The organism is Aeromicrobium sp. EU05-FHT14F07 (assembly GCF_058790455.1).
This window is the reverse complement of the sequence record NZ_JBYTCR010000002.1, coordinates 72,837-98,662: the sequence shown is the minus strand read 5'-3', so window position 1 is coordinate 98,662 and position 25,826 is coordinate 72,837. Positions and strand designations below refer to the sequence as shown.

At 71.1% G+C, this 25,826-nt stretch carries 25 protein-coding genes and 4 tRNA genes; 15 read left to right on the top strand and 14 right to left on the bottom strand.

Annotated elements, in window-relative coordinates:
- Position 1 precedes the first annotated feature (1 nt).
- Positions 2–835, top strand: coding sequence for a PPK2 family polyphosphate kinase (locus AC3WRM_RS02820; RefSeq protein ID WP_492247233.1), 834 nt, complete (start codon positions 2–4; stop codon positions 833–835).
- Positions 836–837: 2 nt separating this feature from the next.
- Here the strand turns inward: AC3WRM_RS02820 and AC3WRM_RS02815 are convergent, their stop codons facing one another.
- From AC3WRM_RS02815 to AC3WRM_RS02800, 4 genes are all read right to left on the bottom strand, one after another.
- The gene (locus AC3WRM_RS02815; protein WP_492247234.1) at positions 838–1,875 is read right to left on the bottom strand and encodes an AbrB family transcriptional regulator; all 1,038 of its coding nucleotides are present in this window, start codon (positions 1,873–1,875) and stop codon (positions 838–840) included.
- A gap of 74 nt (positions 1,876–1,949) precedes the next feature.
- The gene (locus tag AC3WRM_RS02810; protein ID WP_492247235.1) at positions 1,950–2,708 is read right to left on the bottom strand and encodes a sirohydrochlorin chelatase; all 759 of its coding nucleotides are present in this window, start codon (positions 2,706–2,708) and stop codon (positions 1,950–1,952) included.
- A gap of 202 nt (positions 2,709–2,910) precedes the next feature.
- Positions 2,911–4,593: a nitrite/sulfite reductase gene (locus AC3WRM_RS02805; RefSeq protein ID WP_492247236.1), complete on the bottom strand. Its 1,683-nt coding sequence runs from the start codon at positions 4,591–4,593 to the stop codon at positions 2,911–2,913.
- A 290-nt stretch (positions 4,594–4,883) separates the two neighbouring features.
- Entirely contained in the window at positions 4,884–5,504 is a 621-nt protein-coding gene (locus AC3WRM_RS02800) for a hypothetical protein (protein ID WP_492247237.1), read from the bottom strand.
- Between the two features lie 133 nt (positions 5,505–5,637).
- Between AC3WRM_RS02800 and AC3WRM_RS02795 the strand changes: the two genes are divergently transcribed.
- The 3 genes from AC3WRM_RS02795 to AC3WRM_RS02785 are packed head-to-tail and all read left to right on the top strand — an operon-like array spanning position 5,638 to position 7,482.
- Positions 5,638–6,513, top strand: a complete 876-nt coding sequence (locus AC3WRM_RS02795) for a YihY/virulence factor BrkB family protein (protein WP_492247238.1) — start codon at positions 5,638–5,640, stop codon at positions 6,511–6,513.
- A gap of 11 nt (positions 6,514–6,524) precedes the next feature.
- Positions 6,525–6,926 (top strand): DUF4333 domain-containing protein, encoded by a 402-nt coding sequence (locus tag AC3WRM_RS02790; protein WP_492247239.1) that lies wholly within the window; start codon positions 6,525–6,527, stop codon positions 6,924–6,926.
- Position 6,927: 1 nt separating this feature from the next.
- Positions 6,928–7,482 (top strand): hypothetical protein, encoded by a 555-nt coding sequence (locus tag AC3WRM_RS02785; RefSeq protein WP_492247240.1) that lies wholly within the window; start codon positions 6,928–6,930, stop codon positions 7,480–7,482.
- A gap of 100 nt (positions 7,483–7,582) precedes the next feature.
- Here the strand turns inward: AC3WRM_RS02785 and AC3WRM_RS02780 are convergent, their stop codons facing one another.
- Positions 7,583–7,852, bottom strand: coding sequence for a hypothetical protein (locus AC3WRM_RS02780; RefSeq protein WP_492247241.1), 270 nt, complete (start codon positions 7,850–7,852; stop codon positions 7,583–7,585).
- Between the two features lie 262 nt (positions 7,853–8,114).
- Here AC3WRM_RS02780 and AC3WRM_RS02775 point away from each other — a divergent pair, with 262 nt between their 5' ends.
- Positions 8,115–8,540, top strand: coding sequence for a hypothetical protein (locus AC3WRM_RS02775; RefSeq protein ID WP_492247242.1), 426 nt, complete (start codon positions 8,115–8,117; stop codon positions 8,538–8,540).
- A gap of 835 nt (positions 8,541–9,375) precedes the next feature.
- Positions 9,376–9,798 (top strand): DUF5994 family protein, encoded by a 423-nt coding sequence (locus tag AC3WRM_RS02770; protein WP_492247243.1) that lies wholly within the window; start codon positions 9,376–9,378, stop codon positions 9,796–9,798.
- Positions 9,799–9,851: 53 nt separating this feature from the next.
- Here the strand turns inward: AC3WRM_RS02770 and AC3WRM_RS02765 are convergent.
- The 3 genes from AC3WRM_RS02765 to AC3WRM_RS02755 form a co-directional block, all read right to left on the bottom strand.
- Positions 9,852–9,926 (bottom strand) — tRNA-Val (locus AC3WRM_RS02765).
- A gap of 29 nt (positions 9,927–9,955) precedes the next feature.
- Positions 9,956–10,026: transfer RNA gene (locus tag AC3WRM_RS02760), tRNA-Cys, on the bottom strand.
- A gap of 27 nt (positions 10,027–10,053) precedes the next feature.
- A tRNA-Gly gene (locus tag AC3WRM_RS02755) sits at positions 10,054–10,125 on the bottom strand.
- Positions 10,126–10,218: 93 nt separating this feature from the next.
- On the opposite strand from AC3WRM_RS02755, the gene AC3WRM_RS02750 reads away from it, so the two are divergent.
- From AC3WRM_RS02750 to AC3WRM_RS02730, 5 genes are all read left to right on the top strand, one after another.
- A complete protein-coding gene (locus AC3WRM_RS02750) occupies positions 10,219–11,055 on the top strand; it encodes an aminotransferase class IV (RefSeq protein ID WP_492247244.1) in 837 nt (278 codons plus the stop codon).
- A 41-nt stretch (positions 11,056–11,096) separates the two neighbouring features.
- Positions 11,097–11,168, top strand: a tRNA-Val gene (locus AC3WRM_RS02745).
- A 227-nt stretch (positions 11,169–11,395) separates the two neighbouring features.
- Positions 11,396–12,505: a helix-turn-helix domain-containing protein gene (locus AC3WRM_RS02740; protein WP_492247245.1), complete on the top strand. Its 1,110-nt coding sequence runs from the start codon at positions 11,396–11,398 to the stop codon at positions 12,503–12,505.
- Positions 12,502–12,954 carry a DUF4411 family protein gene (locus AC3WRM_RS02735; RefSeq protein WP_492247246.1) on the top strand — a complete coding sequence of 151 codons (453 nt, stop codon included), beginning with the start codon at positions 12,502–12,504 and terminating at the stop codon, positions 12,952–12,954. The genes AC3WRM_RS02740 and AC3WRM_RS02735 overlap by 4 nt, the downstream gene beginning before the upstream one ends.
- 318 nt (positions 12,955–13,272) lie before the next feature.
- A complete protein-coding gene (locus AC3WRM_RS02730; RefSeq protein WP_492247247.1) occupies positions 13,273–13,758 on the top strand; it encodes a YbaK/EbsC family protein in 486 nt (161 codons plus the stop codon).
- A gap of 26 nt (positions 13,759–13,784) precedes the next feature.
- Here the strand turns inward: AC3WRM_RS02730 and AC3WRM_RS02725 are convergent, their stop codons facing one another.
- From AC3WRM_RS02725 to AC3WRM_RS02710, 4 genes are read right to left on the bottom strand one after another with little or no spacing between them, the layout of a single operon-like run.
- On the bottom strand, positions 13,785–13,988 hold the full coding sequence (locus AC3WRM_RS02725; protein WP_067857982.1) for a hypothetical protein: 204 nt from the start codon (positions 13,986–13,988) through the stop codon (positions 13,785–13,787).
- Positions 13,989–14,030: 42 nt separating this feature from the next.
- The gene (locus AC3WRM_RS02720) at positions 14,031–14,624 is read right to left on the bottom strand and encodes an acetoacetate decarboxylase family protein (protein WP_492247248.1); all 594 of its coding nucleotides are present in this window, start codon (positions 14,622–14,624) and stop codon (positions 14,031–14,033) included.
- A complete protein-coding gene (locus AC3WRM_RS02715; protein WP_492247249.1) occupies positions 14,615–16,036 on the bottom strand; it encodes a flavin-containing monooxygenase in 1,422 nt (473 codons plus the stop codon). Before AC3WRM_RS02715 ends, AC3WRM_RS02720 begins: the two co-directional genes overlap by 10 nt.
- Positions 16,033–16,611, bottom strand: coding sequence for a TetR/AcrR family transcriptional regulator (locus tag AC3WRM_RS02710; protein WP_492247250.1), 579 nt, complete (start codon positions 16,609–16,611; stop codon positions 16,033–16,035). Before AC3WRM_RS02710 ends, AC3WRM_RS02715 begins: the two co-directional genes overlap by 4 nt.
- Positions 16,612–16,667: 56 nt before the next feature.
- On the opposite strand from AC3WRM_RS02710, the gene AC3WRM_RS02705 reads away from it, so the two are divergent.
- Positions 16,668–18,362, top strand: a complete 1,695-nt coding sequence (locus AC3WRM_RS02705; protein WP_492247251.1) for an FAD-dependent oxidoreductase — start codon at positions 16,668–16,670, stop codon at positions 18,360–18,362.
- Between the two features lie 19 nt (positions 18,363–18,381).
- Here AC3WRM_RS02705 and AC3WRM_RS02700 read toward each other — a convergent pair whose 3' ends face one another.
- Positions 18,382–18,840: an Lrp/AsnC family transcriptional regulator gene (locus AC3WRM_RS02700; protein WP_492247252.1), complete on the bottom strand. Its 459-nt coding sequence runs from the start codon at positions 18,838–18,840 to the stop codon at positions 18,382–18,384.
- Between the two features lie 37 nt (positions 18,841–18,877).
- Positions 18,878–20,293: an aspartate aminotransferase family protein gene (locus AC3WRM_RS02695; RefSeq protein WP_492247253.1), complete on the bottom strand. Its 1,416-nt coding sequence runs from the start codon at positions 20,291–20,293 to the stop codon at positions 18,878–18,880.
- Between the two features lie 151 nt (positions 20,294–20,444).
- On the opposite strand from AC3WRM_RS02695, the gene AC3WRM_RS02690 reads away from it, so the two are divergent.
- The 3 genes from AC3WRM_RS02690 (at position 20,445) to thrS (ending at position 25,386) form a co-directional block, all read left to right on the top strand.
- The gene (locus tag AC3WRM_RS02690; protein WP_492247254.1) at positions 20,445–21,986 is read left to right on the top strand and encodes an APC family permease; all 1,542 of its coding nucleotides are present in this window, start codon (positions 20,445–20,447) and stop codon (positions 21,984–21,986) included.
- Positions 21,987–22,074: 88 nt separating this feature from the next.
- Complete coding sequence (locus tag AC3WRM_RS02685) at positions 22,075–23,322, top strand: saccharopine dehydrogenase family protein (protein WP_492247255.1); 1,248 nt, start codon at positions 22,075–22,077, stop codon at positions 23,320–23,322.
- Positions 23,323–23,400: 78 nt separating this feature from the next.
- Complete coding sequence (gene thrS / locus AC3WRM_RS02680; RefSeq protein ID WP_492247256.1) at positions 23,401–25,386, top strand: threonine--tRNA ligase; 1,986 nt, start codon at positions 23,401–23,403, stop codon at positions 25,384–25,386.
- The last annotated feature ends 440 nt before the right edge of the window (positions 25,387–25,826 follow it).

The window sequence follows — 25,826 nt, the reverse complement described above, 5'->3', positions numbered from 1 at the left end:
CATGTCGCAGAGCCTGAGCAGCACGCTGTCCACCGTGACCAGCCTCGCCGAGGTCGACTCCCGCTCGACCCCCGGCTTCGACGGCGACAAGGCGGCAGGCAAGGCCGCGCTCGCGGAGCTCGGGGCCGAGCTGGCCGACCTGCAGGAGCGGCTGCACGCCCACGGCACGACGGGCGACCCCCGTTCCGTGCTGCTCGTGCTCCAGGGCATGGACACCTCCGGCAAGGGCGGCACGATCGAGAAGGTCGTCGGCCTGGTCAGCCCGCTCGGGGTCCGCATCGCCTCCTTCAAGAAGCCGACGCCCGAGGAGCTCGCCCACGACTTCCTCTGGCGCATCGAGCGGCAGCTGCCCTCCGCCGGTGAGCTCGGCGTCTTCGACCGCTCCCACTACGAGGACGTGCTGATCGGGCGCGTGCGCCGGCTGGCCGACGCGGAGGAGATCGAGCGACGCTACGACGCGATCAACGCCTTCGAGCGGCGCTACGTGGAGTCCGGCGGGACGGTCCTCAAGTGCCTGCTGCACATCAGCCCCGACGACCAGGCCGCCCGGCTCCTCGCCCGCCTCGACGACCCGACGAAGCACTGGAAGTTCAACCCGGGCGACATCGACGAGCGCGAGCTGTGGGACGACTACCAGCACGCGTACGACCTGGTGCTCCAGCGCACCTCGACCGACGTCGCGCCGTGGCACGTGGTGCCCAGCGGACGCAAGTGGTACCGCAACTGGGCCGTCGGCAGGCTGCTCCTGGAGCACCTGCGCGCGCTGGACCTGACGTGGCCCGAGGCCGACTACGACGTCGACGAGCAGCGCGCCCGGCTCGCAGGCTCCAGCTGACGTCAGCCCCGGCGCAGCAGCCGGGCCAGGGCCGGCGCGAGCAGCAGCACCAGCAGCAGCCGGAGCAGCTGCACGGCCGTCACGAAGGTGACGTTGCCGCCGGTGGAGGTCGATGTCGCGAGCACGGCGTAGAGACCACCGGGCGTCGTCGCCAGGTACGCGTCGAGCCGGCTCGTCCCGGTCGCCGATGCGAGGGCGAGGCCCAGTCCCGCGCACGTCACCATGGTGAGCGCGATGGAGACGGCAGCGGTCGGGAGCATCCGGGCGATCGACCGCAGGCTGTCGAGCGTGAACCGCAGCCCGACCTGGAGGCCGATCGCCAGGTAGCCGAGGCCTTCCACCCAGGTCGGCACCACTGCGTCGGTGAACCCCGGCACGGCGTGCAGTGCCGCCGCGGTGACCACCGGGCCGAGGATGGCCGGCGACGGCAGGTGCGCGACGCGGCCCAGCAGCAGTCCTGACCCGACCGCCACGGCGCAGTACAGCAGGTCGCGTCCGCTGCCGAGGACGAACCCACCGGAGGCTGCCCCACCGCGCTCGTGGAAGACCAGGCCGACCACGAGGGGCAGGCTGAACAGCACCACCAGCACGCGCAGGTACTGCAGCACCGTCACGACCCGGTCGTCGGCGCCGAGGTCACGCGAGAGGGCCGTCATGCCCGACGCCCCGCCGGCGATCGAGGCGAAGGCCGCCGTCACCGGCGTCACGTCCCGGTGCAGGCGCAGCAGCTGTCCGGCCAGGACGCTCACGACGATCGTCGACGCCGAGACCGCCACCACCACGGGCCACGACCAGCCCAGCGACGTGAACGTCCCCCAGTCGACGGACGCCCCGACGATCGTCCCCACGACGCCCTGCCCGGCGAGCGACACCCAGCGGGGCGCGTCGAGAGCTCGGGGAGCGAGCCGTCCCGGTGCGAGCAGCGCGTAGGCCAGGGCACCCAGCAGCCCGCCGAAGAGCAGAGCCGACGGCACCCGGGCGAGGACCAGCGCCGTCGACGCGACGACGACGAAGATCCCGAGACGCGACCAGGCCCGCACCCGGGGAACGCTAGTCCCCGGGGTGCGGGCCAGGTGCGGCGGATGGTCCGGCCGCGGGTCGTGCGGGGTCGTGCTCAGGCGAAGAGCGCGTCGAGCGAGACCAGCTCGACGGCCCCGACCGCGTAGCGGGCGAGGATGACCTCGGCCACCTCGTCGGACACGCCCAGCGGCTCGGCGACCGCGACGGCTCCGGCCTCGTACGCCAGCTCCTTGACCCGGTCGGGCAGGAAGCCCGGCGCGAGCATGAGCTGACCGACCGCGATGTTGCGACGTCCGTCCGCGCGGTGCGCCCGCACGGCCTCGCCCGCGGCGGGCGGCGCGCTCGACGCGAACGCCGCGATCGTCGGCAGCTTGTGGTGCGCACCCCACGCCCGGGCGGCCCGGGCGATGGTGGCGTTCGCGACCGCGTCGGACGAGCCGGCACCCGCGAGCACCAGCGCGTCGAGCTCGCGGACCCGCTTCTCGCGCAGCACCTCGCGCAGTCGACGGTCGAGGACGTGGAAGAACGCGTTCTCGATGCCGAGCACGTCGGTCACCTCGATCTGCAGGCCCTCGTGCCGGGCGCGGGCCGCCTTCGCGGCCTCCGGCACGTCGACCTTCGCGTGGTACGCCTCGGTGAGCAGGAGGGGGACGAGGACGATCTCGCTGTGCCCCTCGGCGACCAGGCGGTCGACCACGGCGTCGAGGTCGGGCTCGGAGTGGTCGAGGAACGCGGTGGCCACCCGGAGGTCGGGACGCATGCACGCCACGCGCTCCGTCAGGGCAGTGATGGTCTCGGCGGACCGCGGGTCGCGGCTGCCGTGCGCCAGGGCGATCAACGCTGGTGCAGTCATGCTGTCCTCCTTCCAGAGGGGTCGGTGGTGCTGGGTGTGGTGCTGGGTGTGGTGCCGGGGGTGGTGGTCGTGGGGGAGAGGATCCCGATGAATCCGAGGCGGAAGGCCCGCTGACAGGCGCGACACTCCCACTCGCCATGCGTCTCCCCGTGAGGACGCAGGTCCTCGTCGGCGCAGTACGGGCAGTGGAACGGCGTCGCCCTCATCGCAACACCGCCTCGTCGGCGCGGGCGACCCACTGCGCGAACGACTCGTCCTCGTCGCGCTGCTCCAGGAACGTGCGCGACAGCTTCTCGACGTAGTCGGGCAGCTGGTCGCCGGTCACCTTGTGGGCGCGGAGCTTGCGGCCGAACCCGGCGTCGAGCCCGAGGGCGCCGCCGAGGTGCACCTGGAAGCCCTCCACCTGGTTGCCGTCCTCGTCGAGCACGAGCTGCCCCTTGAGGCCGATGTCGGCCGTCTGGATGCGGGCGCACGAGTTCGGGCAGCCGTTGACGTTCACCGTGATCGGGGTGTCGAGCTCGGGGACTCGCTCCTCCAGCTCGCCGATCAGCTGGGCGGCCCGAGCCTTGGTCTCGACGATGGCGAGCTTGCAGTACTCGATGCCGGTGCAGGCCATCGTGTTGCGACGCCACTGCGACGGCCGCGCGTGCAGACCGAGCTCGGCCAGCGCCTCGACGAGCGACTCGACGCGGTCCTCCTCGACGTCGAGCACGACGAGCTTCTGCATGGGCGTGGTCGCGACGCGGTCGGAGCCGTGCGCCTCGACGACGTCGGCCACCTGGTTCAGCAGCGTGCCGGAGATGCGACCCACCGTCGCGGCGACGCCGACGTAGTAGCGGCCGTCGGTCTGGCGGTGCACGCCGACGTGGTCGACGGGCGTGGCCGGCACCTCGGGGGCGTCGAGGTCGACGAGGGTGCGCTCGAGGTACTCGTTCTCGAGCACCTCCCGGAACTTCTCGATGCCCCAGTCGGCCACCAGGAACTTGAGGCGGGCGCGGGAGCGGAGCCGGCGGTAGCCGTAGTCGCGGAAGATGCTGACGACGCCCTCCCAGACCTCGGGCACCTCGTCGATCGGCACCCAGACCCCGACCCGCTGGGCGAGCATGGGGTTGGTGGACAGGCCTCCGCCGACCCAGAGGTCGAAGCCCGGCCCGTGCTCGGGGTGCTCGGCGCCGATGAACGCGATGTCGTTGATCTGCGGGACGACGTCGTGGCCGGGGTGCCCGCTGATCGCCGACTTGAACTTGCGCGGCAGGTTCGAGAAGGCACGGTCGCCGATGTAGCGGCTCTCGATGGCGTCGATCGCCGGCCGGGCGTCGATGATCTCCTCGGCGCTGATCCCCGCGACGGGGGAGCCGAGGATGACGCGCGGGCAGTCGCCGCAGGCCTCCTGCGTGGACAGCCCGACACCCTCGAGCCGCTCCCAGATCGTGGGCATGTCACGCACGTCGATCCAGTGGTACTGCACGTTCTGCCGGTCCGTCAGGTCAGCGGTGTCGCGCGCGTGCTCCACGGAGATGTCGGCGATGGTGCGCAGCTGCGCGAGGTTGAGCTGTCCGCCGTCGATCCGCACGCGGAGCATGAAGTAGCGGTCGTCGAGCTCCTCCGGCTCGAGCGTCGCCGTCTTGCCGCCGTCGATGCCCGCCTTGCGCTGCGTGTACAGGCCCCACCAGCGGAAGCGTCCACGCAGGTCGCCGGGGTCGATGCTGTCGAAGCCGCGGTGCGCGTAGATGTTCTCGATGCGGGCGCGCACGTTGAGCGGGTTGTCGTCCTTCTTGGACTGCTCGTTCGCGTTGAGCGGCTCGCGGTAGCCCAGCGCCCACTGACCCTCACCGCGACGGCGGCGGGCCGGACGGGAGGCGGGCGTGGTGGTGCTCGACGTCATGGGTGTCCTCGGGGAGGACGCGCGACGGCCGGTCGGGGACGGACGGGCGTCGCGCGTCGCGGCAGGTGGGTGCGGGCGCGGTGGATCAGCGACACGCCATGGTGCGCGCACGACCGAGGTCCACGTGGAGACGTCCCACGAGCCAGAGCGGGTGCGCGATCAGCATGCGGACAGTCTTGCCAGCCCGTGGACGCGTCACAACTGCTGATCTCATGATGTGGACCCTGCATCCACATGGTGAGATCGACGCGGTGAAACCGGTGCGGTGGCGGGATGCTGCGTGACCGGCGTCACTCGGCGTGCGGCGACACCCACGAGACGACGAAGGTGCCGAGGAGGGCGCCGACCAGGGTGGCGGCGGCCACCACCAGCGCCAGCGGCCACGCCACGACGCCGGCCGTGGCCAGTCCGAGGACGGCGGCCGGCTGCGCCGCGGCAGCCAGGCCGACCCCGAGCAGGCCGCCGGCGGCGACCGGACCGACCGCCTGCCAGGCGGGGCTCCCGGCGTCGCCGGCCAGCGTGGCCCAGGCGGTGAGCAGGCCCACGACGGCGGCGAGGACCCCGCCGGCGAGCACTGTCGGCTCGTCCCACACCAGCGTGCCGCCCGGCAGGTCGACGGCGGCGACGGCCGCGCCGGCCGCGACCGCGCCGACGACCTGCGCGGCGACCACGGGCAGGGCTCCGGCCGCGGAGGCGCGCCCGACGAGCGTGAGCGTCCCGAGCTGGGCTGGACCGGTGAGGGCGACTCCCGAGCCGTCCGTCCCGTCGTGGAAGCGGGCGAGCCAGGCCGTGGCGACCGCCACGGCGGCGACCACGGCCACCGCCGTGGTGGCGTCCGTGGCCCGCAGCGCCCACGCCGCGACGGCCGTCGTCAGCGCCGAGGTGACCGCGGCCAGCGCGAGCGGCTTCACCCGGCCGCTCCTGCCACGGTGGGCGCGACCACCGTGAGGCGTCGTGCGCCAGCCCCGACGTGGGGGGCGACGAGCGGGACCGCCCGGGTCGAGGGTGCGCGGCGGAAGGGATCCATGTCGATACCGTAGGGGCATGGCGGCTGAACGGGTAGGACGCCCGGCGGCTGTGGACCGGCTGGCGCGAGTCACGGCACGCACGGTCTCCCGCTGCATCCAGCACCGGGTCACCGGCCTCGCGGCCGAGGCGGCGTTCTTCGCGATCCTGTCGCTCCCGCCGCTCGTGTTCGGACTCGCCGGCACCATCGGGTTCGTCGCCGAGCGCTACGACGTGGCCCAGGTCGACGTCCTGAAGGACCGGGTCCTCGAGCTCTCCTCCCAGGCGCTCACGCAGGGGACCGTCGACCAGGTCATCGCCCCCACGCTCGACGAGGTCCTGAGGTCCGGACGCATCGACGTCGTCTCCATCGGGTTCGTGCTGGCGCTGTGGTCGGGCTCGCGGGCCCTGAACGTCTTCCTCGACACCATCTCCATCCTGTACGGGCTGGGTGGCGTGCGAGGCATCGTCAAGACGAGGGCGTTGTCGTTCTCCCTCTACGTCGTGGCACTGGCGATCGCCATCGTGGTCGTGCCGCTCGTGCTCGCCGGGCCGGAGGTGGCCGCGTCGGTCGTGCCCTCGCAGCTGGCCGTGCTGCAGCCGCTGTACTGGCCGGCCGTGCTGCTCGTCTCCGTCGGGTTCCTCGCCTCGCTGTACCACCTGGCTGTCCCGGTCAAGGTGTCCTGGCGGTCGGGCCTGCCGGGCGCCTTCTTCACGATGGGGCTCTGGATCGGCGGCAGCCTGCTCGTGCGCTGGGCGCTCGGCTTCTCGACGGGCGGCACCTCCATCTACGGTCCGCTGGCCGCGCCGATCGCCGTCCTGCTGTGGCTCTACGTCATCTCCATCGCGGTGCTGATCGGGGCTGCGATCAACGCCTCCTTCGACGAGGACCGCCACCCCCGCGTCGACCGCTAGAATCGTCGCCCGTGAAGAAGATGCGGAAGGTCGCGGCCCTCGTCGTGGTGCTCCTCGGCGTCGCGGCGCTGCTGTTCGCCCTGCGGTCGTGCAGCTCGGACGACGACGGCGGATCCGACCCCGGTGCCGACCCGACGCCGTCGGCGTCGGCGAGCCCGTCGCTCGCGCCGACCAGGATGACGACCACGCGGATCGAGCAGTCGATCAAGACGCGTCTGGACCAGAACGCCGGCCAGCCCACCCGCGTGGAGTGCCCCGACCGGGTGCTGCAGAAGATCGGCACCGCCTTCGACTGCCAGGTGTTCTTCGCCAACCAGCCGAACACGGCGGCCGTCGCGGTGGCGGCGGTCAAGATCGACGGCCCTGACGGTCACTTCACCTGGAACTCCAAGCCCGTCTCGCAGGAGCAGTGACGTGAGCGCGTCGAAGAAGGTCCTGACCGCCCTGGTGCTGACCGTCCTCGTGCTCGCGGGTGGCGTGTTCGGGCTGCGGTCCTGGCTGGGGACCGACACCACCGAGGGAGGCGACCAGCGAGCCGCGGGGGAGAGGGTCATGCCCACGCGTTCGCCGGCCGCCGAGCCGTCCGTCTCGGTCTCCCCGACGCCCTCCGCGAGCCCGTCTCCGTCGGCGAGCCCGTCCGTGAGCCCCTCGCCGACGGCCTCGCCCACCCCCTCCGCGTCGCCCACGCCGACCCGGTCGACCGCTCCTCGTCCTGCCCGCCCCGCCCCCGCGGCGCCGCGAACCGTCCGGTCGACGGCGGCGGTGTCCGCGCAGGTGAAGGCCGCGCTCGACGCCCGGGGTCGTCCCACGGTCGTCTCGTGCCCCCGCTCGGTCCCCGCCGCGGTCGGCACCCGGTTCAGCTGCGCCGTCGCGTACGCCGCACAGCCGTCGGTCGTCGTGGCCGACGCGCTCGTGCAGATCACGTCGGCCGACGGCACGTTCAGCTGGCGGTCCGTCTCGCGCACCTGACGTCGCTCCGGTTGCGGTTCGGGCACACGCGCCTAGGTTGGAGGTACGCCGGGACCGGCCGTCGGCTTGCGCAGCTCGACGGCCGCCCGGCGGTATCGCGTCAGGACGACGCCAGGCCCAGGACGGGACGCAGCAGCAACGCCGGCACCCAGTTCGCCACCAGGGCGCCGGTCGGCAGCAGCATGACGACGTAAGCCCACCAGCCGTCGTCGCGGCGCTGCCACGTGACCAGCAGGCCGGGATACGGCCGGAGGTCCACCTGGCGCGCGGACGGCGCCACCCACACGTGACGTGCCCGCTCGACGGACGACGGCTCCGGGGTCGGTCGGGCTGCCGTGGAGCGCGGCACGTGCTGGGGGTCGGCGCTCACCCGGTCGATGCTAGTCGAACGCGTGGTCGAATGCGGTGGGAACGGGAACGTCGCCGAGATGCGGACGCGGCGGATCCGCGTACCGTCAGGTGCACCGGTTCGGTGAGTGTCCCGGACCGGGCCAGCCTCACACCAGCCCCGCATCACGCATGTCGGTGTGACGACGAGCGGCCCCGCCGGCGGCGGGGCCGCTGTCGTGCGGGACCTGTCGCCGACGACCTCGTGCGTGCCGTGGTGACCGTGGTCGACGTACGCTCCCCGCATGAGGCGTCGTCTGGTCGCGGTCGCGGTGCTGCCGCTGGTGCTCCTGGCCGCGTGCGGCGGGTCCGACGGCGGGCCGGCGCGACCGGCGTCCGAGCCGGGACCGGCGGAGTCGGCGTCGGGTGCGCAGGGCGACGCGCTCGAGCAGGCCGTCGTCCGCTACGTCGACGCCTTCCACGGCGGTCGAGCCGACGACGCGTACGCGCTCCTGTCCGCACGGTGCCGCCAGGGGCTGCCGTTCACCGAGTTCCAGCGGATGACGAGCCAGGCCACCGAGCTCGACGGCGACGACCCGTTGCGCGACGTCGAGGTGGTGACCGACGGCGGGCGCGGCTCGGTGTCGTACCGGCTGGACGTCGAGTCGTGGTCGGAGCGGGACGAGCCCTGGGTGCACGAGGACGGCGGCTGGCGCAACGACGACTGCTGAGGCGCCGGCCGGTCGAGGACGACTCGGGACGCGACGGCTCCCTCGCGTCGCGCCCCGAGTCGGTCAGCGTCGCCCCTGGTCGACGCGCTCCCGGTGTCGAGGCCGGGTGCGCCGTGAGCGCACCGAACGACGTCGACGTCGCCTACTGAAGCAGAGGTCGCAGGGGGTCGCACGTCCACTGCGTGACCGAGGCCGTCCGCGCCGCTCTCATCGTCCGTGCGGCACGTCGGATGAACATTGCGTGGTTTCGTCCCGCAACGACCTCGGGACCTCTAGATTGATCGCCGGCCCGGTCCGCAGCGCATGGCGGCCGGATCTGGCGGTGGGTCCGATTCCCGAGGTCGAGCCCCGTCTGATGCGGCCCGTGCGGCGTCCGGTGGTCCTCGTCGCCGCGCGGGCCCATCTCCTCATCCTGCGTCTTCGGGGCTACGGGGACCAGGTGATCCTGAGACGTCGAGACGTGCGTTCGCGTTCCGGACCGATGCGACGTACCGTGATGAAGTCGGCAACCCACTCCCATGGCGCCGCTGCACGACAGGGTCCCTCGACCACGCCCAGGGGTGGAGCGTCGGGGGGCCCGACCCGGGGCCCGCAGGGCTTCGTCGCGATCTCCGAGGGCGCGCGAACCGACGCTCGTCCTCTGGGTGCCTCGCCGCACGCGCGAACGGTGTGAGGTCTACGCTCGAGACAGCCCCGTCGGTCGTGTCCCCTGGCCGGTCGGCGGGGTCCGAGCGAGGGGACCGTGTCGCGCGCTCCGGGATAGAGTGGAAGCACGACCGTGAACGTCAGGTCACTCGCGATGCTGACGCCGACGGCAATCACAGGTGGTGGCCACATGGCCCTCCGTGCCCGTACGACCTTCGCCCCGCTGGTCTCCGCCCGTCCGGCCCCCGAGCCCGACGGCGCGTGGTGGCCACGCAGCCGCTCGCTCGCCGAGGAGCTGCCTGGCTTCTTCGACGCCTGGCCGCCTGAGCGCGGCCGGATCCAACGGATCCTCTACTCATCGCCCGACTGGGACGACCACCCGCACTCGGTGACCGTGCCGGGCCGACGGGTCAAGACCGGGACGTTCCCGAGGGAGGACACCCACGTCCTCACGGTCTGCATGGCGGACCGCAGTGACCACATCGTCGCCGTCATCGCCTCGAGTGCCTCGGCGGACGTGGCGCGCCAGATGATGGCGACGTTCGACGACGACGACGTCGACGGCGACGACGCTGCGCTGCCCCGTTGGAGTGGCGAGGGTGGCTCCGTGTGAGGCCCGACAACGGCAGAAGGCCCCGGAATCCTCAGGATTCCGGGGCCTTCTGGTGGTGGGCGATACTGGGTTTGAACCAGTGACCTCTTCCGTGTCAGGGAAGCGCGCTACCGCTGCGCCAATCGCCCGTGGGTGGTGCTGTTCTGTTGGGGGATCGAGGTGGGTACGGGATTTGAACCCGTGTACACGGATTTGCAGTCCGTTGCCTCGCCTCTCGGCCAACCCACCGCTGGATGGGTATGGGGACCCTCTCCGAGCGGACAACGAGATTCGAACTCGCGACCCTCACCTTGGCAAGGTGATGCTCTACCACTGAGCTATGTCCGCATTCGCACCGTTCCCGGCGCGAGAAGAAACATTAGTACATGCCCCTGCGGCGGCCAAACAGGGGGGTCCTGGCGGGCGCGTTAGGGTGGGTCCATGCGTGCCTGGCTGAATGGAAAACTGCTGGAATCACCGGACGAACCCGCCCTCAGCGTGCTCGACCACGGGCTCGTCGTGGGCGACGGCGTCTTCGAGACCGTCGCCGTGAACGACGGGGAGCCGTTCGCGCTCACCCGCCACCTCGACCGGCTCGCGCGCTCCGCCGAAGGGCTCGGCATCGGCCGGCCCGACCTCGGCCTCCTGCGCGAGGGGATCGCGGCGACCATCGAGGGCCAGGACCTCGCCTTCGGGCGCGTGCGCATCACAGTGACGTCGGGCCGCGGGCCGCTCGGCTCGCCCCGCGGCGACCACGGGCTCACCCACGTCGTCGTCACCGAGCCGGCCGACAAGCCGCCGTCGGTCGCGACGATCGTCACGGTGCCGTGGCCGCGCAACGAGCGTGGGGCGCTCTCCGGTCTCAAGACGACGTCGTACGCCGAGAACGCCAGGATGGTCGAGGCGGCGCGCGCCGCGGGCGCCTCGGAGGCCGTCATGCCCAACACGCAGGGCCACCTCTGTGAGGGCACGGGCTCCAACATCATGTACGTCCTCGACGGCACGCTCGTCACCCCCACGCTCGCGTCGGGCTGCCTGGCCGGCATCACGCGGGCGCTGGCGCTCGAGTGGCTCGCCGACGAGCTCGACGTCGTCGAGCGCGACGCGCCGATCGAGGTGCTCGCCGACGCCGAGGAGGTCGTCCTCGTCGGCACCACGCGCGACATCCAGGCCATCTCGCACGTCGACGGACGACCCGTCACCGCGGCTCCTGGCCCCGTCACACAGCGTGCGCAGGCCATCTGGGCGCGCGAGGCCGCGAAGACGTCGGACCCGTAGCTCGACGTTGAGACGGGGTGGAGTAAGGTTCTGACGTCCCCGGGCGATTGGCGCAGTGGTAGCGCGCTTCGTTCACACCGAAGAGGTCACTGGTTCGAACCCAGTATCGCCCACCGACACCGGACGGCCCCTGACCTGCGGAGACGCAGACAGGGGCCGTTCTTTTTGTGTTGTCCGTGCAACATGCGTGCGATAAAGAACTGGAGACGATGGCGCGGACCGACTGTCTGGCTTGGCAGTCCTCGGCCTTTGAACACTCTGTCCAGGTCGTAGGAGTTCGACATCGGTGTGGGTTGGTAGCGCCTATGCTGCGAAGAGTGCAGGAGCGGGAGGGTGACAAGTGCCACCACGGATAGAGGTTCCGGCCCACCCGCGCTCGCTCGCTAGTGCCCGCGCCGCTCTGCACGCCACTTTCGAAGACGTCGCGAGAGCTGCTGGCACGAAGCCTGAGCGCGTCGCGCTCTGGGAGAGTGGAGAAGCGAAGCCGACTCTTCGCCAGTTGCAGAAGGCGGCGAAGTTTCTCGACCGAACCGTCGCGTCCCTTCTCATTCCGCCCCCGGAAAAGTCCGGTGTCCCGAGCACTCCCGATTTCCGCGGCAGTACGCATTCGGTTTCGCCGAAGTTGGCGCGGGAATTGAAGCGCGCCGAGCGACACCGCGAGAACTTCCGGGCTCTAGTCGGGGTTCCCGACCGGAGCGTCGCGTTGCGTCCATTTACCTGGGAGAATTACGCGGAGGCCGCGAAGGCAGCGCGCGCCTCGCTCGAAGGCGACGGGGGTTTCACTCGCCGTGAGCTGAATGATTGGGTTCATCTTCTCGAGGCTGCCGGCATTCTGGTGTTTCAGACAACCGGCATCGACCTGGCGGAGTTCCGGGGTGCATCCGTGTATCACGAGTCTCTGCCGTTCATCGTCCTGAACGGCGCTGACTCCAACCCGGGACGCGTGTTCTCGCTCTTCCACGAACTCGGCCATCTCGCCAACCGCTCCTCGGGAATGTGTCTCAATCGAGAGGCGGAGCACGAGGAAGTCCTCTGCAATAGGTTCAGCGCCAGTTTTCTCGCGCCAGTCGATCGAGTCGACGCCATCGTGAGTGATTATGACAGGCAGTTGTGGGTCCAGCGCCTCGCTGCCTCGTGCGGGATCAGCGAACTGGCCGCAGCAGTCCGTCTTCGTTCGCTCGATCACATCACTCAGGACGAGGTCGATGAAGTTCGCAGGGAGTCCGACGAGCGCTGGGAGCGCGCCCGTCGCGCTCAGCGAGAGTCTGACGGATTCGTCCCGGGCTGGCGTCTACGTCTGCGTGACGTGGGGACGCCTTACGCCGGTGCCGTGATCGAGGCCATGAACACCCAGCGAATCAGCCCGATGGACGCCGCCTACTTGCTGGAGACAAGACTTCCCACGGTCGACAGGATTGCCGACGAGCTGCGGCGGCAGGGGATCGCGTGACGTCCTACACGCTCGACTCGAACGTGCTGATCTGGTTCCAGAGGCAGATGGCTCGCGACGTCTTCGTCACCCCCTGGGAGGCGCTCGAGGCGGCCATTGCTGCTGGTGAGGTGTGCATCTGCGACGCGGTGCTCACCGAGCTCGAACGGGGAGGTGATGATCTACACGAGTGGGCTAAGGAGCAGCAGGGCTTCTGCTGCCTCCCGGAAGCTCCGGAGTTCGAAACGGTGAGTGCCGTCGGAGCGGCGCATCCAAGTTGGGTCCAAGATCAGAAAAACGAAGCTGACCCCTGGGTGGTCGCTTACGGTGTACACCACGGTCGAACGATCGTTTCTGACGAGCGACCTGGTGGACCGGGTGTCGCCAAGGTGCCGAACGTCGCCGACGAGTTCGGTGCGCCATGCATCGATCGGCTGGGCTGGTTCCGTGCGCAGGGCTGGGTCTTTTAGATCGCATCCGTGATGCAGCCCCGGGGGGCAAGCGACTGTCTTCCTGCGCGGGCGGGGCGCACTCATCCTTTGGTAATAGCGCGGTAGTCCTTGGCCCGCCGAAGGCGGCGGACCCGGATCGGATCAGGAAACCCCAGACTCGCGCGGATAGAGCCATCTCGAACCAGAGGTTCGGGTGGTTGCGGGCAGGGACGGGGCCTGGCGTCCTCTGCGTCTACGAACGCTCGGTTCCTCAGAGCCACCTGTTCACTCTTGGCGGTATTGCCGCAGCCTCCATGTTTCTAGGGTCGTCGTCGTAGGCCCCCTACGATGACGGTCATGTCGATCGAGAGCGCTCGCGCCCACCTCGCCCGCTTCGGACGCGACGGCGACGTCGTCGAGACGTCCGGGTCGAGCGCGACGGTCGAGCTGGCGGCCGCTGAGCTCGGCGTCGAGCCGGCGCGCATCGCGAAGACCCTCGGCTTCTACGGCCGGGAGCCCGGCACGAGCATCCTCGTCGTCGCGGCCGGCGACGCCCGGGTCGACAACGCCGCGTTCAAGGCCACCTTCGGCATCAAGGCGCGCATGCTCAAGCCCGACGACGTCGAGGCGCTCACGGGCCACCCGGCGGGCGGCGTGTGCCCGTTCGCCAACCCCGACGCGGCTGCGGTGCATCTCGACGAGTCGCTGCGCCGCTTCGCGTCGGTGTTCCCTGCCGTCGGCAACGCGGCGTCGGCGATCGAGCTCACCCCCGATGAGCTCGAGGTCGTCGCCGAGCCCGTCGGCTGGGTGAGTGTCACGAAGCAGCCTCCTCCCGCAGACTGAGGCCACAGGCTGAGGCCGGGGGAGCGTCAGGTGGTCTCGGCGGTGCCGAGCGGGTCGAGACGCACCCACCCGCGGTCGGTGTGGCGCTCGAGGCGCAGCCCGCGGCCCTCGCCGGGGGTGGGCGCCTCGAACGGCCGGCTCGAGCGCCAGGCGACGGCTGCCTGGTCGTGCTCGAGCGTCTCCTCGGCGACGACGTCGCCGTCCTCCGTGGTCAGTCGGTACTCAGCCATGGGTCCACCGTGCCGTGGAACGCGACGACGTGCGAGCCGAGGTCAGGACCGCCCGAACAGCAGCCGGAACCTCGACGCCCGCACCGACAACAGCGGACGCCGTCCCGCGAGCAGCGACAGCGGGCCGGAGAACGTCCACGACGTGCGCAGCAGCTGGACCCGCAGCCGCCCGCGCACGGGCGTGACGACGGAGCGTCCACCGCGTCGCTGCACCGCGCGGAAGGCGAGCGGCCAGCGCCCCGGCAGGGCCACCCGACGACGCAGCTCGACCGTCGCCAGCCCGGCGCCCCGGTGCCGACGCCCCGGCTCGACGTCGAACCGGGCGAGGTCCTTCGGGATGGCCCACAGGGCGCGCCCACCATCGCGCGACGCCTCGCTGTCGACCCAGATCCACGGGATCCACACGCGAGGCCTCAGGCCGCGCCGCACGAGCACCGCGGCCATGACCTCGTCGTATACGAGCGGGCTCGGCTCCTCGTACCGGAAGAACGCGGCCGTCACGACCGCGCGACCGGCCACGGACACGACACGGGTCCCGGACGGCGGCGGGGGCAGGGTGCGGACGGGGACGAGGAACACCGACGCGACCGCCTGGCCGTGCAGGTCCCACGGCTGCGGCGGATACGTCACGCCCACGCGAAGTCCTCGACGTCGAGGGAGCGCACCCGGCGGTGGTACGGATACGTCGAGCCGGGCCAGTTCGACGTGATGCGGCCCGACGGGTGGCGGTACCAGCTGTCGCAGCTGCCCCAGACGGACCTCTCCAGCCGCTCCTGCACCTGCCGGTCGTACGCCGCCTCCACCTCGGGGCGCACGTCGACCGTGGCGTGGGACCCGTCGCGCATCCGGTCGAGCACCTGGCGCATGTGCCGGGCCTGCGCCTCCAGCATGTAGATGATCGACCCGCCGCCGAGGTTCGTGTTCGGGCCGTAGGAGACGAACAGGTTCGGGAAGCCGGGCACGTACATGCCGAGGTGCGCGTGCGCGCCGTCGACCCAGCGCTGGGCGAGGGCCTCGCCGTCCACGCCGCGCACGTCGATCGTGTCGAGGAAGTCCTGGGTGGCGAAGCCGGTCCCGTAGACGATGACGTCGGCCGGGTGCACGGTGCCGTCGGCGGTCTCCAGCCCCTCGGGGACGACCCGCACGATGCGCTCGGCGACGACGTCGACGTGGTCGCGCTCCAGCGTCGGGTAGAAGGTGTTGGAGAACAGGATCCGCTTGCAGCCGATCGGGTAGTCGGGGGTGAGGACCTCGCGCAGGCGCGGGTCGCGCACCTGGCGGTGCAGGTGCGCGAGGGCCACGCGCTTCTCGATCGCACCGACGACCGTCCCCTCGTCGAGACCGCGGGAGAACTGCTCGCCGAACGTCCACCACAGCGGACGCTCGAGCCGGATCCCCGGCCGCCACCAGCGGGGGAGCGGCCCGTCGGGCTTGGGCAGGATGTAGTTCGGGGAGCGCTGGAACAAGGTCAGCTCGCCGGCCACGTCGGCCAGGTGCGGCACGTACTGGATGGCGCTCGCCCCGACGCCGACCGCCGCGACCCGCTTGCCGCGCAGGTCGAGGTCGTGGTCCCAGCGCGCCGAGTGGAACGCATCCCCCTCGAAGTCGTCGATGCCGGGGATGGAGGGCAGCCGTGGCTCCGACAGCTGCCCCACGGCGCTCACGAGCACCTGCACCCGCTCCACGGACCCGTCGGCGAACCCCACCTCCCACTGCCGGTCGGTCTCGTGCCAGTGGGCCGAGACGACCTCACGGCCCAGCTGCACGAGTGGGGTGATGCCGAGGTCGTCGGCCGTGCGCCGCAGGTAGGCGAGGATCTCCGGCTGCAGCGCGTACCGGCGCGACCAGTCGGTGTTCACGGCGAAGGAGAACGAGTACAGCGGCGAGGGGACGTCGCAGCCGGCGCCGGGGTAGGTGTTGTCGCGCCACACCCCGCCGACGTCGTCGCCGCGCTCCCACAGCCGGACGTCGGTGTGGCCGTGCCCCAGGAGCTCGGCCGCCACGGCGATGCCGCCGAAGCCGGAGCCGATGATGCCGACGGACGTCATGAGCCCTCCAGGACGTGGACGAGGTGGGTGGTGAGCAGGTCGAGGACGTCGTCACGGGTGAGGGTGCCCCGCTGGAGCCACTCGCGGCAGAGCGCCTTGACGTACGCCGCGGAGGCTCGCAGCCGGGCCCGCAGGACGGGGGAGTCGGGGAGCCCGACGGCGTCGAGGACGAGACGGGCGGCGCGGTCGTCGGCCTCGTCGACCACGACCTGCAGGTCCGACTCGCCATGCAGCTCGGCGGCGCCGGACGCGGCGACCCAGGCCTGGCCGTACGTCTGCGCGGCGTCGAGGATCCAGTCCATCGTCACCCGCACCCGCTCCTCCAGCGGCAGGTGCAGCAGTTCGGGCAGCTCGGACTCGGGCATGAAGGTCGAGTCGCGCATGACGGCGAGGAAGATCTCGCGCTTGGAGCCGAAGTAGTGGTGCAGCAGACCCCGCGTGACGCCGGCGGCGCTCGCGAGCTCGGCCAGCGAGACGTCGTCGTAGGCGCGCTCGGCGTAGAGCGTGCGGGCGGCCTCGAGGATCTGGCGACGGCGCGCGTCGGGCTCGAGCCGGTGTCGGTTCAGGGCGGTCACGCGACGAGTGAACAACGCTATTGGCAAAGTGTCAACAAGCGGGTACGGTGCGCGACATGAAGCACTACGACGTCCTGGTGGTCGGCTCCGGGTTCGGCGGCAGCGTGTCGGCGCTCAGGCTCACCGAGAAGGGCTACGCGGTCGGGGTCATGGAGGCGGGGCGGCGCTTCGCGGACGACGAGCTGCCCGAGACGTCGTGGCGCCTGCGCCGCTACCTGTGGGCGCCGTGGGCGCGCTGCTTCGGCATCATGCGCATCACACCGCTCAAGGACGTCCTCATCGCGAGCGGCACCGGCGTCGGCGGCGGCTCCCTCGTGTACGCCAACACGCTCTACCAGCCGCTCGACGGCTTCTACGACGACCCGCAGTGGGCCCACGTCACCGACTGGCGCGACGAGCTCGCCGCCCACTACGACCAGGCCCGCCGCATGCTCGGCGTCGCGACCTACCCGCGCACGACCCTCCCGGACCGGCTGATGGCCGAGGTCGCCGAGGGCCTCGGCGTCGGCGACACGGTCCACGCCGCCGACGTCGGAGTGCTCTTCGGCGACCGACCCGGCGAGGAGGTCGACGACCCGTACTTCGGCGGCGCCGGCCCCCGACGCCGCACCTGCACGGACTGCGGCGCCTGCATGACCGGGTGCCGGCACAACGCCAAGAACACGCTCGTCAAGAACTACCTGCACCTCGCGGAGCGCGGCGGCGCGCAGGTCCACCCGCTCACCACCGTGACCGACGTGCGTCCGCGGCGAGGCGGCGGCTACGTCGTGCACACCCGCCGCACGGGGAACCGGCTGCGCCGACGTCGGTTCAGCGCCGACCAGGTGGTGTTCGCGGGCAACGCGCTCAACACGCAGGACCTGCTGCACCGGCTCCGTCGCCGCTCGCTCCCCGGCATCTCCGAGCGGCTGGGCGAGCTGAGCCGCACGAACTCCGAGGCGGTGCTCTCGGCCCGCGCGAGCGCGAAGGACGCCGACGTCACGCCCGGCGTCGCGATCACGTCGTCGTTCCACCCGGACCCGCAGACGCACGTCGAGCCCGTCCGCTACGGACGGGGCTCAGGAGCGCTGAGCCTGATGAACATGGCGCTGGCCGACCACCGCGGCGGCGGCTCGCAGCTGCGCAAGGTGCTGCGCGGCTATCGCGGCCTCGGGCTGCGCGGCGCGCTGCGCCTGCACGACCCGCGCCGCTGGGCCGAGCAGTCGGTCGTCGTCCTCGTCATGCAGTCGCTCGACAACTCCGTCACGACGTTCCTCAAGCGCGGTCCGTTCGGCCTGCGGATGAGCAGCCGGCAGGGCACGGGCGCGCCGAACCCGTCGCACATCCCCGTGGCCGACCACGTGGCCCGCGAGATCGCCGAGAAGCTCGACGGCGTGCCCGGCGGCTCCGTCGGGGAGCTCGTGGGCATCCCGCTCACCGCCCACTTCATCGGCGGCTGCCCGATCGGCAGCACGCCGCAGGAGGGCGTCATCGACCCCTACCAGCGGCTGTTCGGGCACGAGGGCCTGCACGTCGCCGACGGCTCGGCCATCAGCGCGAACCTCGGCGTCAACCCGTCGCTGACGATCACCGCGCAGGCGGAGCGGGCGATGTCGTTCTGGCCCAACCGGGGCGAGCCCGACCCGCGCCCGCCGCTCGGCTCGGCGTACCGGCGGATCGACGCCGTCGCCCCGCACCGGCCGGTCGTGCCCGACGGTGCGCCGGGCGCGCTGCTCCTGCCGACGCCCCGCCTGCGCGTCGGGGCCTCCTGAGGCCCCCTCGGTCCGCGGCTCAGTCGGGGACGCCCCAGGTGTAGGTCTGCTTGACCAGCTTGAGGTACGTGAACGTCTCGGTGCTGACGACGTCCTCACGGGCGCGGATGTTCTCCGACAGCACCTGCAGCAGGTGCTCGTCGGTCTCGCACACCAGCTCGAGGATGATGTCGAACGAGCCCGCCGTGATGACCACGTAGTCGACCTCGGGGATCTCGGCGAGACTCTCGGCCAGCGGCTCGAGCGGACCCTTGCCGCGGACGCCGATCAGCGCCTCCCGGGCGAAGCCGAGCTGCATCGGGTCGGTGACCGCGACGATGTTGATGACGCCGGAGTCCGTCAGCTTCTGCACGCGCTGGCGCACCGCGGCCTCGGACAGCCCGACCTCCTTGCCGATGGCCGCGTACGACATGCGACCGTCGACCTGCAGCAGCGCGATGATGCGCTTGGCGACCTCGTCGAGCACCGGCGCGCTCACGGGGTCGCTCCGGAGGCGGACGGGGACTGGCGAACGTTCATGCGGAGATCTTGGCCCACGCCTCCGTCAGGACGCCACGCAGCACCTGCTCGATCTCGTCGAACTGGGCCTGGTCGGCCACCAGCGGCGGCGCGAGCTGCACCACCGGGTCGCCCCGGTCGTCGGCCCGGCAGTACAGACCGGCGTCGAGCAGCGCGTGCGACATGAAGCCGCGCAGGAGCCGGTCGCACTCCTCGGACGTGAAGGTCTCCTTCGTGTCCTTGTCCTTGACCAGCTCGATGCCGTAGAAGAAGCCGTCGCCGCGGACGTCCCCGACGATCGGCAGGTCGCCCAGCCGCTCCAGGGTGCTGCGGAAGGCTCCCTCCGTGGACCGCACGTGCTCGAGCAGCCCCTCGCGCTCGAAGAGGTCGAGGTTGGCCAGGGCCACCGCGCACGACACCGGGTGCCCGCCGAACGTGTACCCGTGCGCGAACATCTCGCCCGTGCGCTGGAAGGGCTCGGCGACACGGTCGCTGACGATCGTCGCGCCGAGGGGGGAGTAGCCCGACGTCAGACCCTTCGCGCAGGTGATCATGTCGGGCACGTAGCCGTACCGCTCGGCCCCGAAGATGGTGCCGAGGCGGCCGAACGCGCAGATCACCTCGTCGGAGACGAGCAGCACGTCGTGGCGGTCGCAGATCTCGCGCACCCGCTGGAAGTAGCCGGGCGGCGGCGGGAAGCACCCGCCGGCGTTCTGCACCGGCTCCAGGAACACCGCGGCGACGGTCTCGGGGCCCTCCGCCTCGATCGCCACCTCGATCTGGTCCGCGGCCCAGCGCCCGAACGCCTCGAGGTCGTCGCCGTGCTGCGGGGCGCGGTAGTGGTTGGTGTTGGGCACGCGGAACGTCGAGGGCACGAGCGGCTCGAACTGCTGCTTGAGCGTCGGGAGGCCCGTGATCGAGAGGGCTCCGTGCGTCGTGCCGTGGTAGGCGACGGACCGGCTGATCACCTTGTGCTTCATCGGCTTGCCGACGAGCTTGAAGTAGTTCTTCGCGAGCTTCCACGCGGTCTCGACGGCCTCGCCTCCGCCGCTGGAGAAGAACACGCGGTTCAAGTCGCCCGGCGCGAGCGAGGCGATCCGCTCCGCGAGGTCGATCGCGGTGGGGTGCGCGTAGGACCAGAGCGGGAAGAACGCGAGGTCCTGCGCCTGGCGCGCGGCCGCCTCGGCGAGCTCGCGACGGCCGTGACCGGCCTGGACGACGAAGAGGCCGGCGAGGCCGTCGAGGTAGCGACGCCCCCGGTCGTCCCAGACGTAGCAGCCCTCGCCGCGGACGATCACGGGCACGTCGGCGGCGTCGGCGTCCTTCAGCGGTGCGAAGTGCATCCAGAGGTGGTCGCGTGCGGCCTTCTGGCGTCGCGCGAGCTGCTCGTCGATGCTCTGTGCGCGGTGGGGGTCGAGCGTGGGGTGGGTCATGGTTCCTCCGATCACCGCGAGTATTCGCGACGGAATGCGTCGAATGCAAGCGTCAATGCCACTGAACGCGTAACGATCATGTGACGTCTCTTGTGGATTCCGTCGAGCCGGTGCAGAGTTCCTGCAACGAGCCGACGGGAGAGGAGCATCCATGACGCAGGACGTGGGACCGGGAGCCGCCGACGTGGCCCCCACGGGCGGCAAGGGGCTGAAGGCCAACGCGATCGGCTTCTGGGAAGGTCTGTCGATCGGGCTCGACGCCACCGCGCCGGCCTACTCCATCGCGGCCGTGCTCGGCTCGATGGTGGTCGTGGCGGGCATCCACGCCCCGGCCGTGCTGTGGCTCTCGTTCGTGCCGATGTTCCTCATCGCCGGTGCGTTCCTCTACATGAACCGCGCCGACACCGACTGCGGCACCACGTTCTCGTGGGTGACCCGCGCGATGGGCCCGTGGATCGGCTGGATGGGCGGCTGGGCCGTCTTCACCACCGGCGTGCTCGTCATCGGCTCCCTCGCCGACGTCGCCGCGCGCTACCTGTTCGTCATGGTCGGTGCCGACTCGCTCGCGTCCAACCGCCCCGTCGTCGTGACGATCGCCGTCGCCATCGTCGTCGTCATGACCTGGCTGTGCGTCCGCGGCACCGAGGCGTCGGCGAAGTTCCAGGTCTGGCTGGTCTTCGCGCAGGTCGGCGCGCTGCTGCTCTTCGTCGGCGTCGCGGCCGTGCGCCTCGCGACCGGGTCGCTCCCGGCCGGCGCGACGACCCCGAGCTGGAGCTGGCTCAGCCCCGCCGGGCTCGACTCCCACGAGCTCGTCAGCGGCCTGCTCATCGGCGTCTTCATCTACTGGGGCTGGGAGAGCGCGGTCAACCTCTCCGAGGAGTCGACCGACGGCGACACCACGCCGGGACGCGCCGGCATCTGGAGCACCGTCATCCTCGTCGCGACCTACCTCGGCGTCGGCATCGTGACCATCGCCGCGGGCGGCGTCGACTTCGTCACCGGGTACGAGGACGACGACGCGCTCTTCGGTGCCGTCGGCGACCTGGTCATGGGGCCGTTCGCGTTCGTGCTGCTGCTCTCGATCATCACCTCGGGCATCGCCTCGACCCAGACGACGATCCTCCCCGCGTCCCGCGTGTCGCTCTCGATGGCCAGCGCGGGGGCGTTCCCGAAGGTGTTCGCCCGCATCCACGAGCGCTACGGGACGCCCTCGTTCAGCACCTGGTTCATCGGCGGCGTCGCCATCGCCTGGTACGTCGGCGCGAGCGCGATCAGCGACAACTTCCTGTTCGACTCGATCTCCGCGCTGTCGCTGATGATCGCCTTCTACTACGGCCTGACCGGGCTCGCGTGCGCCATCTACTGGCGTCGGCGGCTGTTCACGTCGGTCAAGGCGTTCCTGTTCATCGGCGTGGGTCCGCTGGTCGGCGCCGGCACCCTGTTCTACCTGCTCTACGAGTCCGTGATCGACCTCTCCGACCCGGGCGCCTCCTACAGCGGCTCCTCGGTGCTGGGTGTCGGTCTGCCGCTCGCGATCGCCGTCGTCTTCCTCGTGCTCGGCCTGGTGCTGATGCTCCTCTGGCGCCTCACCGTCGGCGCGACGTTCTTCACCCGCAAGGGCTTCGAGACCGTCTCCGACGAGGTGGCGCTGGCGGCGCTCGGCCCGACGCGTCCGGGCGCTGCCCTCGACTGAGCCGTCGCCGCCCCCACCACCCTGCCCCCATCACCCTGCCCCCACCCACGTGCACCGTCCCGACCCCGGGACACCCCTGAGGAGAGACATGAGGATCCTGCTGGTCGGCTCCGGCGGCGTCGGCGCCGCCTTCACCGCCATCGCCGCACGTCGCGACTTCTTCGAGCTCGTCGTCGTCGCCGACTACGACGAGACGCGCGCCCGCGCCGCCGTCGACGCGCTCGACGACGACCGCTTCGTGGCCGCGCGTGTCGACGCGTCGTCAGCCGACGACGTCGCCGCCCTGTGCCGCGAGCACGACGTCACCCACGTCATGAACGCCGTCGACCCGAGGTTCGTCATGTCGATCTTCGACGGGGCGTTCGCCGCCGGTGCCGACTACCTCGACATGGCGATGTCGCTGTCGACCCGGCACCCCGAGGAGCCCTACGCGAAGGTCGGGAAGAAGCTCGGCGACGACCAGTTCGCCGTCGCCGACCAGTGGGAGTCCGCGGGGCGTCTGGCGCTCGTCGGCATGGGCGTGGAGCCCGGTCTCTCCGACGTCTTCGCCCGCTACGCGGCCGACCACCTGTTCAGCGAGATCCGCGACCTCGGCACCCGCGACGGCGCCAACCTGGCGGTGCACGACGAGCACGGGAACGAGGTGTTCGCGCCGTCCTTCTCGATCTGGACGACGATCGAGGAGTGCCTCAACCCGCCCGTCGTCTGGGAGAAGGCGCGCGCCGACGAGCCCGACGGCGGCTGGTTCGTCACGCCGCCGTTCTCCGAGCCGGAGGTGTTCGACTTCCCCGAGGGAATCGGCCCCGTCGAGTGCGTCAACGTCGAGCACGAGGAGGTGCTCCTCATGCCGCGCTGGGTCGACGCTGAGCGGGTGACGTTCAAGTACGGGCTGGGGGAGGACTTCATCAACGTGCTCAAGGCCCTGCACGACGTCGGCCTCGACAGCACGACCCCCGTCCGCGTGCCGTCGGCGGGCGGGCCCGTCGAGGTGTCGCCGCGCGACGTCGTCGCCGCCTGCCTGCCGGACCCGGCGACCATCGGTCCGCGCATGACCGGCAAGACCTGCGCCGGGCTCTGGGTCACCGGCACGGGCAAGGACGGGGAGGAGCGCGAGACGTACCTGTACCACGTCGTCGACAACGAGTGGGCCATGCGGGAGTACGGGCACCAGTGCGTCGTGTGGCAGACCGCCGTCAACCCCGTCGTCGCCCTCGAGCTGCTCGCGAACGGCACGTGGAGCGGGTCGGGCGTGCTGGGGCCGGAGGCCTTCGACGCCGTCCCCTTCCTGGAGCTGCTCACCGCCTACGGCTCCCCGTGGGGCCAGCGGGACTCCTGATCCCGCGCAGGCCCTAGGGTGTGGGCAAGCAGAACGGCCCAGCCGTAGGGGTCGTCGGGACCAGAATGGAGCACCGCCATGTCCGTCACCGTGCACGTCGCCGTCGAGGCGGGGGCCGAGGCCGCACCCCAGACCGTCGACGAGGGGACGAAGGCGTGGCAGCTCTTCGCCGAGCAGCCCGACGTCGTCGCCGCCCGCATCGACGGTGAGCTGCGTGACCTCTCGACGCTGCTCGTCGAGGGCCAGACCGTGGTCCCGGTCGCGCTGGACAGCGCCGACGGCCTCGACATCCTGCGCCACTCCACGGCCCACGTCATGGCCCAGGCCGTGCAGGAGCTGTTCCCCGAGGCCAAGCTCGGCATCGGCCCGCCGATCACCGACGGCTTCTACTACGACTTCGACGTCGCCGAGCCCTTCAAGCCCGAGGACCTCCAGGCCATCGAGTCGCGGATGAAGAAGATCGTCAAGGAGGGCCAGCGCTTCGACCGGCGCGAGCTCAGCGACGACGCGGCGCGCGAGGAGCTCGCCGACGAGCCGTACAAGCTCGAGCTCATCGGCCTGAAGTCGAGCGCGGGCTCCACCGAGGGCGCGAGCGTCGAGGTCGGCGACGGTGGCCTCAGCATCTACGACAACGTCAAGCGTGACGGGTCGCTGGCCTGGAAGGACCTGTGCCGCGGCCCGCACCTGCCGACCACCAAGCGCATCCCGGCCTTCCGGCTCATGCGCTCGGCCGCCGCGTACTGGCGTGGCGATGAGAAGAACAAGCAGCTGCAGCGCATCTACGGCACCGCCTGGCCCACCAAGGAGGCGCAGGAGGAGTATCTGCACCGCCTCGAGGAGGCGCAGCGTCGCGACCACCGACGTCTCGGGACCGAGCTCGATCTCTACAGCTTCCCGGACGAGATCGGCTCCGGCCTGCCCGTCTTTCACCCGCGCGGTGGCGTGATCAAGCGGGAGATGGAGGACTACGTCCGCCGTCGGCACATCGAGGAGGGTTTCGAGTACGTCGGCACCCCGCACATCGCCAAGGAGGGCCTGTTCCACACGTCGGGCCACCTGCCGTACTACGGCGAGGGCATGTTCCCGGCGCTCGACGTCGACGGTCAGGACTACCGCCTCAAGGCGATGAACTGCCCGATGCACAACATCATCTACCGGTCGCGGCAGCGGTCCTACCGTGAGCTGCCGCTGCGGCTGTTCGAGTTCGGCCACGTGTACCGGAACGAGAAGTCGGGCGTCATCCACGGCCTCACCCGCGTGCGCGGCTTCGCGCAGGACGACTCGCACTCCTACGTCACCCCCGAGCAGGCGCCCGACGAGATCCGGCACCTGCTGAACTTCGTGCTCAGCCTGCTCCGCGACTTCGGCCTCGACGACTTCTACCTCGAGCTGTCGACGCGCGACGACCGCAAGGACAAGTTCATCGGCTCCGACGAGGACTGGGAGGTCGCCACCCAGGTCCTGGCCGACGTGGCCGCCGAGACCGGTCTCGAGCTCGTGCCCGACCCGGGCGGTGCCGCCTACTACGGCCCGAAGATCTCGGTGCAGGCGCGCGACGCGATCGGCCGGTCGTGGCAGATGTCGACCATCCAGTACGACTTCAACCAGCCGTCGCCCGAGCGCTTCGGCCTGGAGTACGTCGCGGCCGACGGCACCCGCAAGCAGCCGGTGATGATCCACTCCGCGAAGTTCGGCTCGATCGAGCGGTTCCTCGGCGTGCTCGTGGAGCACTACGCCGGCGCCTTCCCTCCGTGGCTCGCGCCCGTCCAGGCGGTCGGCATCCCCGTCGCGGAGCGGCACGCGGACTACCTGCACACGCTGGGCCAGCGGCTCCGCGGGGCGGGCATCCGCTTCGAGGTCGACGACTCCGACGAGCGCATGCAGAAGAAGATCCGCACCGCCCAGACGCAGAAGGTGCCCTTCATGCTGCTCGTCGGCGACCGCGACGTCGAGGCTGACGCCGTGTCGTTCCGCTACCGCAACGGCGAGCAGGAGAACGGGGTGCCCGTCGACGACGCGGTGCGCCGCATCCTCGAGGCCGTCGCCTCGCGCGAGCAGGTCTGAGCGGCACCGACACGTCCGGACGGCTTTCGCCCTCGTTCCCGGTGATCCGGGGACGGGGGCGTCGCCGGTGCCCTAGGGTCGCGCCGTGATCAGATGCAGTTTCGCCGCCGTCGTCGATCGAGAGCTGGTCCGCGCGAGGGCCGTCCGAGGATCGCTCGTCGTCTCAGGCTCCTGGAAAGTGCGTCGTCGGTGATCGGCTCGGCGCGGTCACGCTCGATCGTTCTTGGCGTCGCCCTCCTGCTCGCCGTCGGCCTTCTCGGGCCTGCGGCTGCGCCCGCGGCCGCGGGGGATGCCTACATCGGCCCGATCGGACCGCGGACCCGATGCGTCGAGGGGACCGAGCCGTTGCAGCTACCCGTCGTGCGCTCTGTCGGGGCTGACGGGCCTCGCACCGGCCAGTTGATTCGGTGGGAGTACCGCACCACCTCGAATGGTCCGTA

Excerpts from the sequence above, each read along its gene's own strand:
- AC3WRM_RS02820 (WP_492247233.1), top strand. The coding sequence starts at position 2 with ATGTCGCAGAGCCTGAGCAGCACGCTGTCCACCGTGACCAGCCTCGCC.
- AC3WRM_RS02810 (WP_492247235.1), bottom strand. The coding sequence starts at position 2,708 with ATGACTGCACCAGCGTTGATCGCCCTGGCGCACGGCAGCCGCGACCCG.
- AC3WRM_RS02805 (WP_492247236.1), bottom strand. The coding sequence starts at position 4,593 with ATGACGTCGAGCACCACCACGCCCGCCTCCCGTCCGGCCCGCCGCCGT.
- AC3WRM_RS02795 (WP_492247238.1), top strand. The coding sequence starts at position 5,638 with ATGGCGGCTGAACGGGTAGGACGCCCGGCGGCTGTGGACCGGCTGGCG.
- AC3WRM_RS02775 (WP_492247242.1), top strand. The coding sequence starts at position 8,115 with ATGAGGCGTCGTCTGGTCGCGGTCGCGGTGCTGCCGCTGGTGCTCCTG.
- AC3WRM_RS02770 (WP_492247243.1), top strand. The coding sequence starts at position 9,376 with ATGGCCCTCCGTGCCCGTACGACCTTCGCCCCGCTGGTCTCCGCCCGT.
- AC3WRM_RS02750 (WP_492247244.1), top strand. The coding sequence starts at position 10,219 with ATGCGTGCCTGGCTGAATGGAAAACTGCTGGAATCACCGGACGAACCC.
- AC3WRM_RS02730 (WP_492247247.1), top strand. The coding sequence starts at position 13,273 with ATGTCGATCGAGAGCGCTCGCGCCCACCTCGCCCGCTTCGGACGCGAC.
- AC3WRM_RS02725 (WP_067857982.1), bottom strand. The coding sequence starts at position 13,988 with ATGGCTGAGTACCGACTGACCACGGAGGACGGCGACGTCGTCGCCGAG.
- AC3WRM_RS02715 (WP_492247249.1), bottom strand. The coding sequence starts at position 16,036 with ATGACGTCCGTCGGCATCATCGGCTCCGGCTTCGGCGGCATCGCCGTG.
- AC3WRM_RS02705 (WP_492247251.1), top strand. The coding sequence starts at position 16,668 with ATGAAGCACTACGACGTCCTGGTGGTCGGCTCCGGGTTCGGCGGCAGC.
- AC3WRM_RS02695 (WP_492247253.1), bottom strand. The coding sequence starts at position 20,293 with ATGACCCACCCCACGCTCGACCCCCACCGCGCACAGAGCATCGACGAG.
- AC3WRM_RS02690 (WP_492247254.1), top strand. The coding sequence starts at position 20,445 with ATGACGCAGGACGTGGGACCGGGAGCCGCCGACGTGGCCCCCACGGGC.
- AC3WRM_RS02685 (WP_492247255.1), top strand. The coding sequence starts at position 22,075 with ATGAGGATCCTGCTGGTCGGCTCCGGCGGCGTCGGCGCCGCCTTCACC.
- thrS (WP_492247256.1), top strand. The coding sequence starts at position 23,401 with ATGTCCGTCACCGTGCACGTCGCCGTCGAGGCGGGGGCCGAGGCCGCA.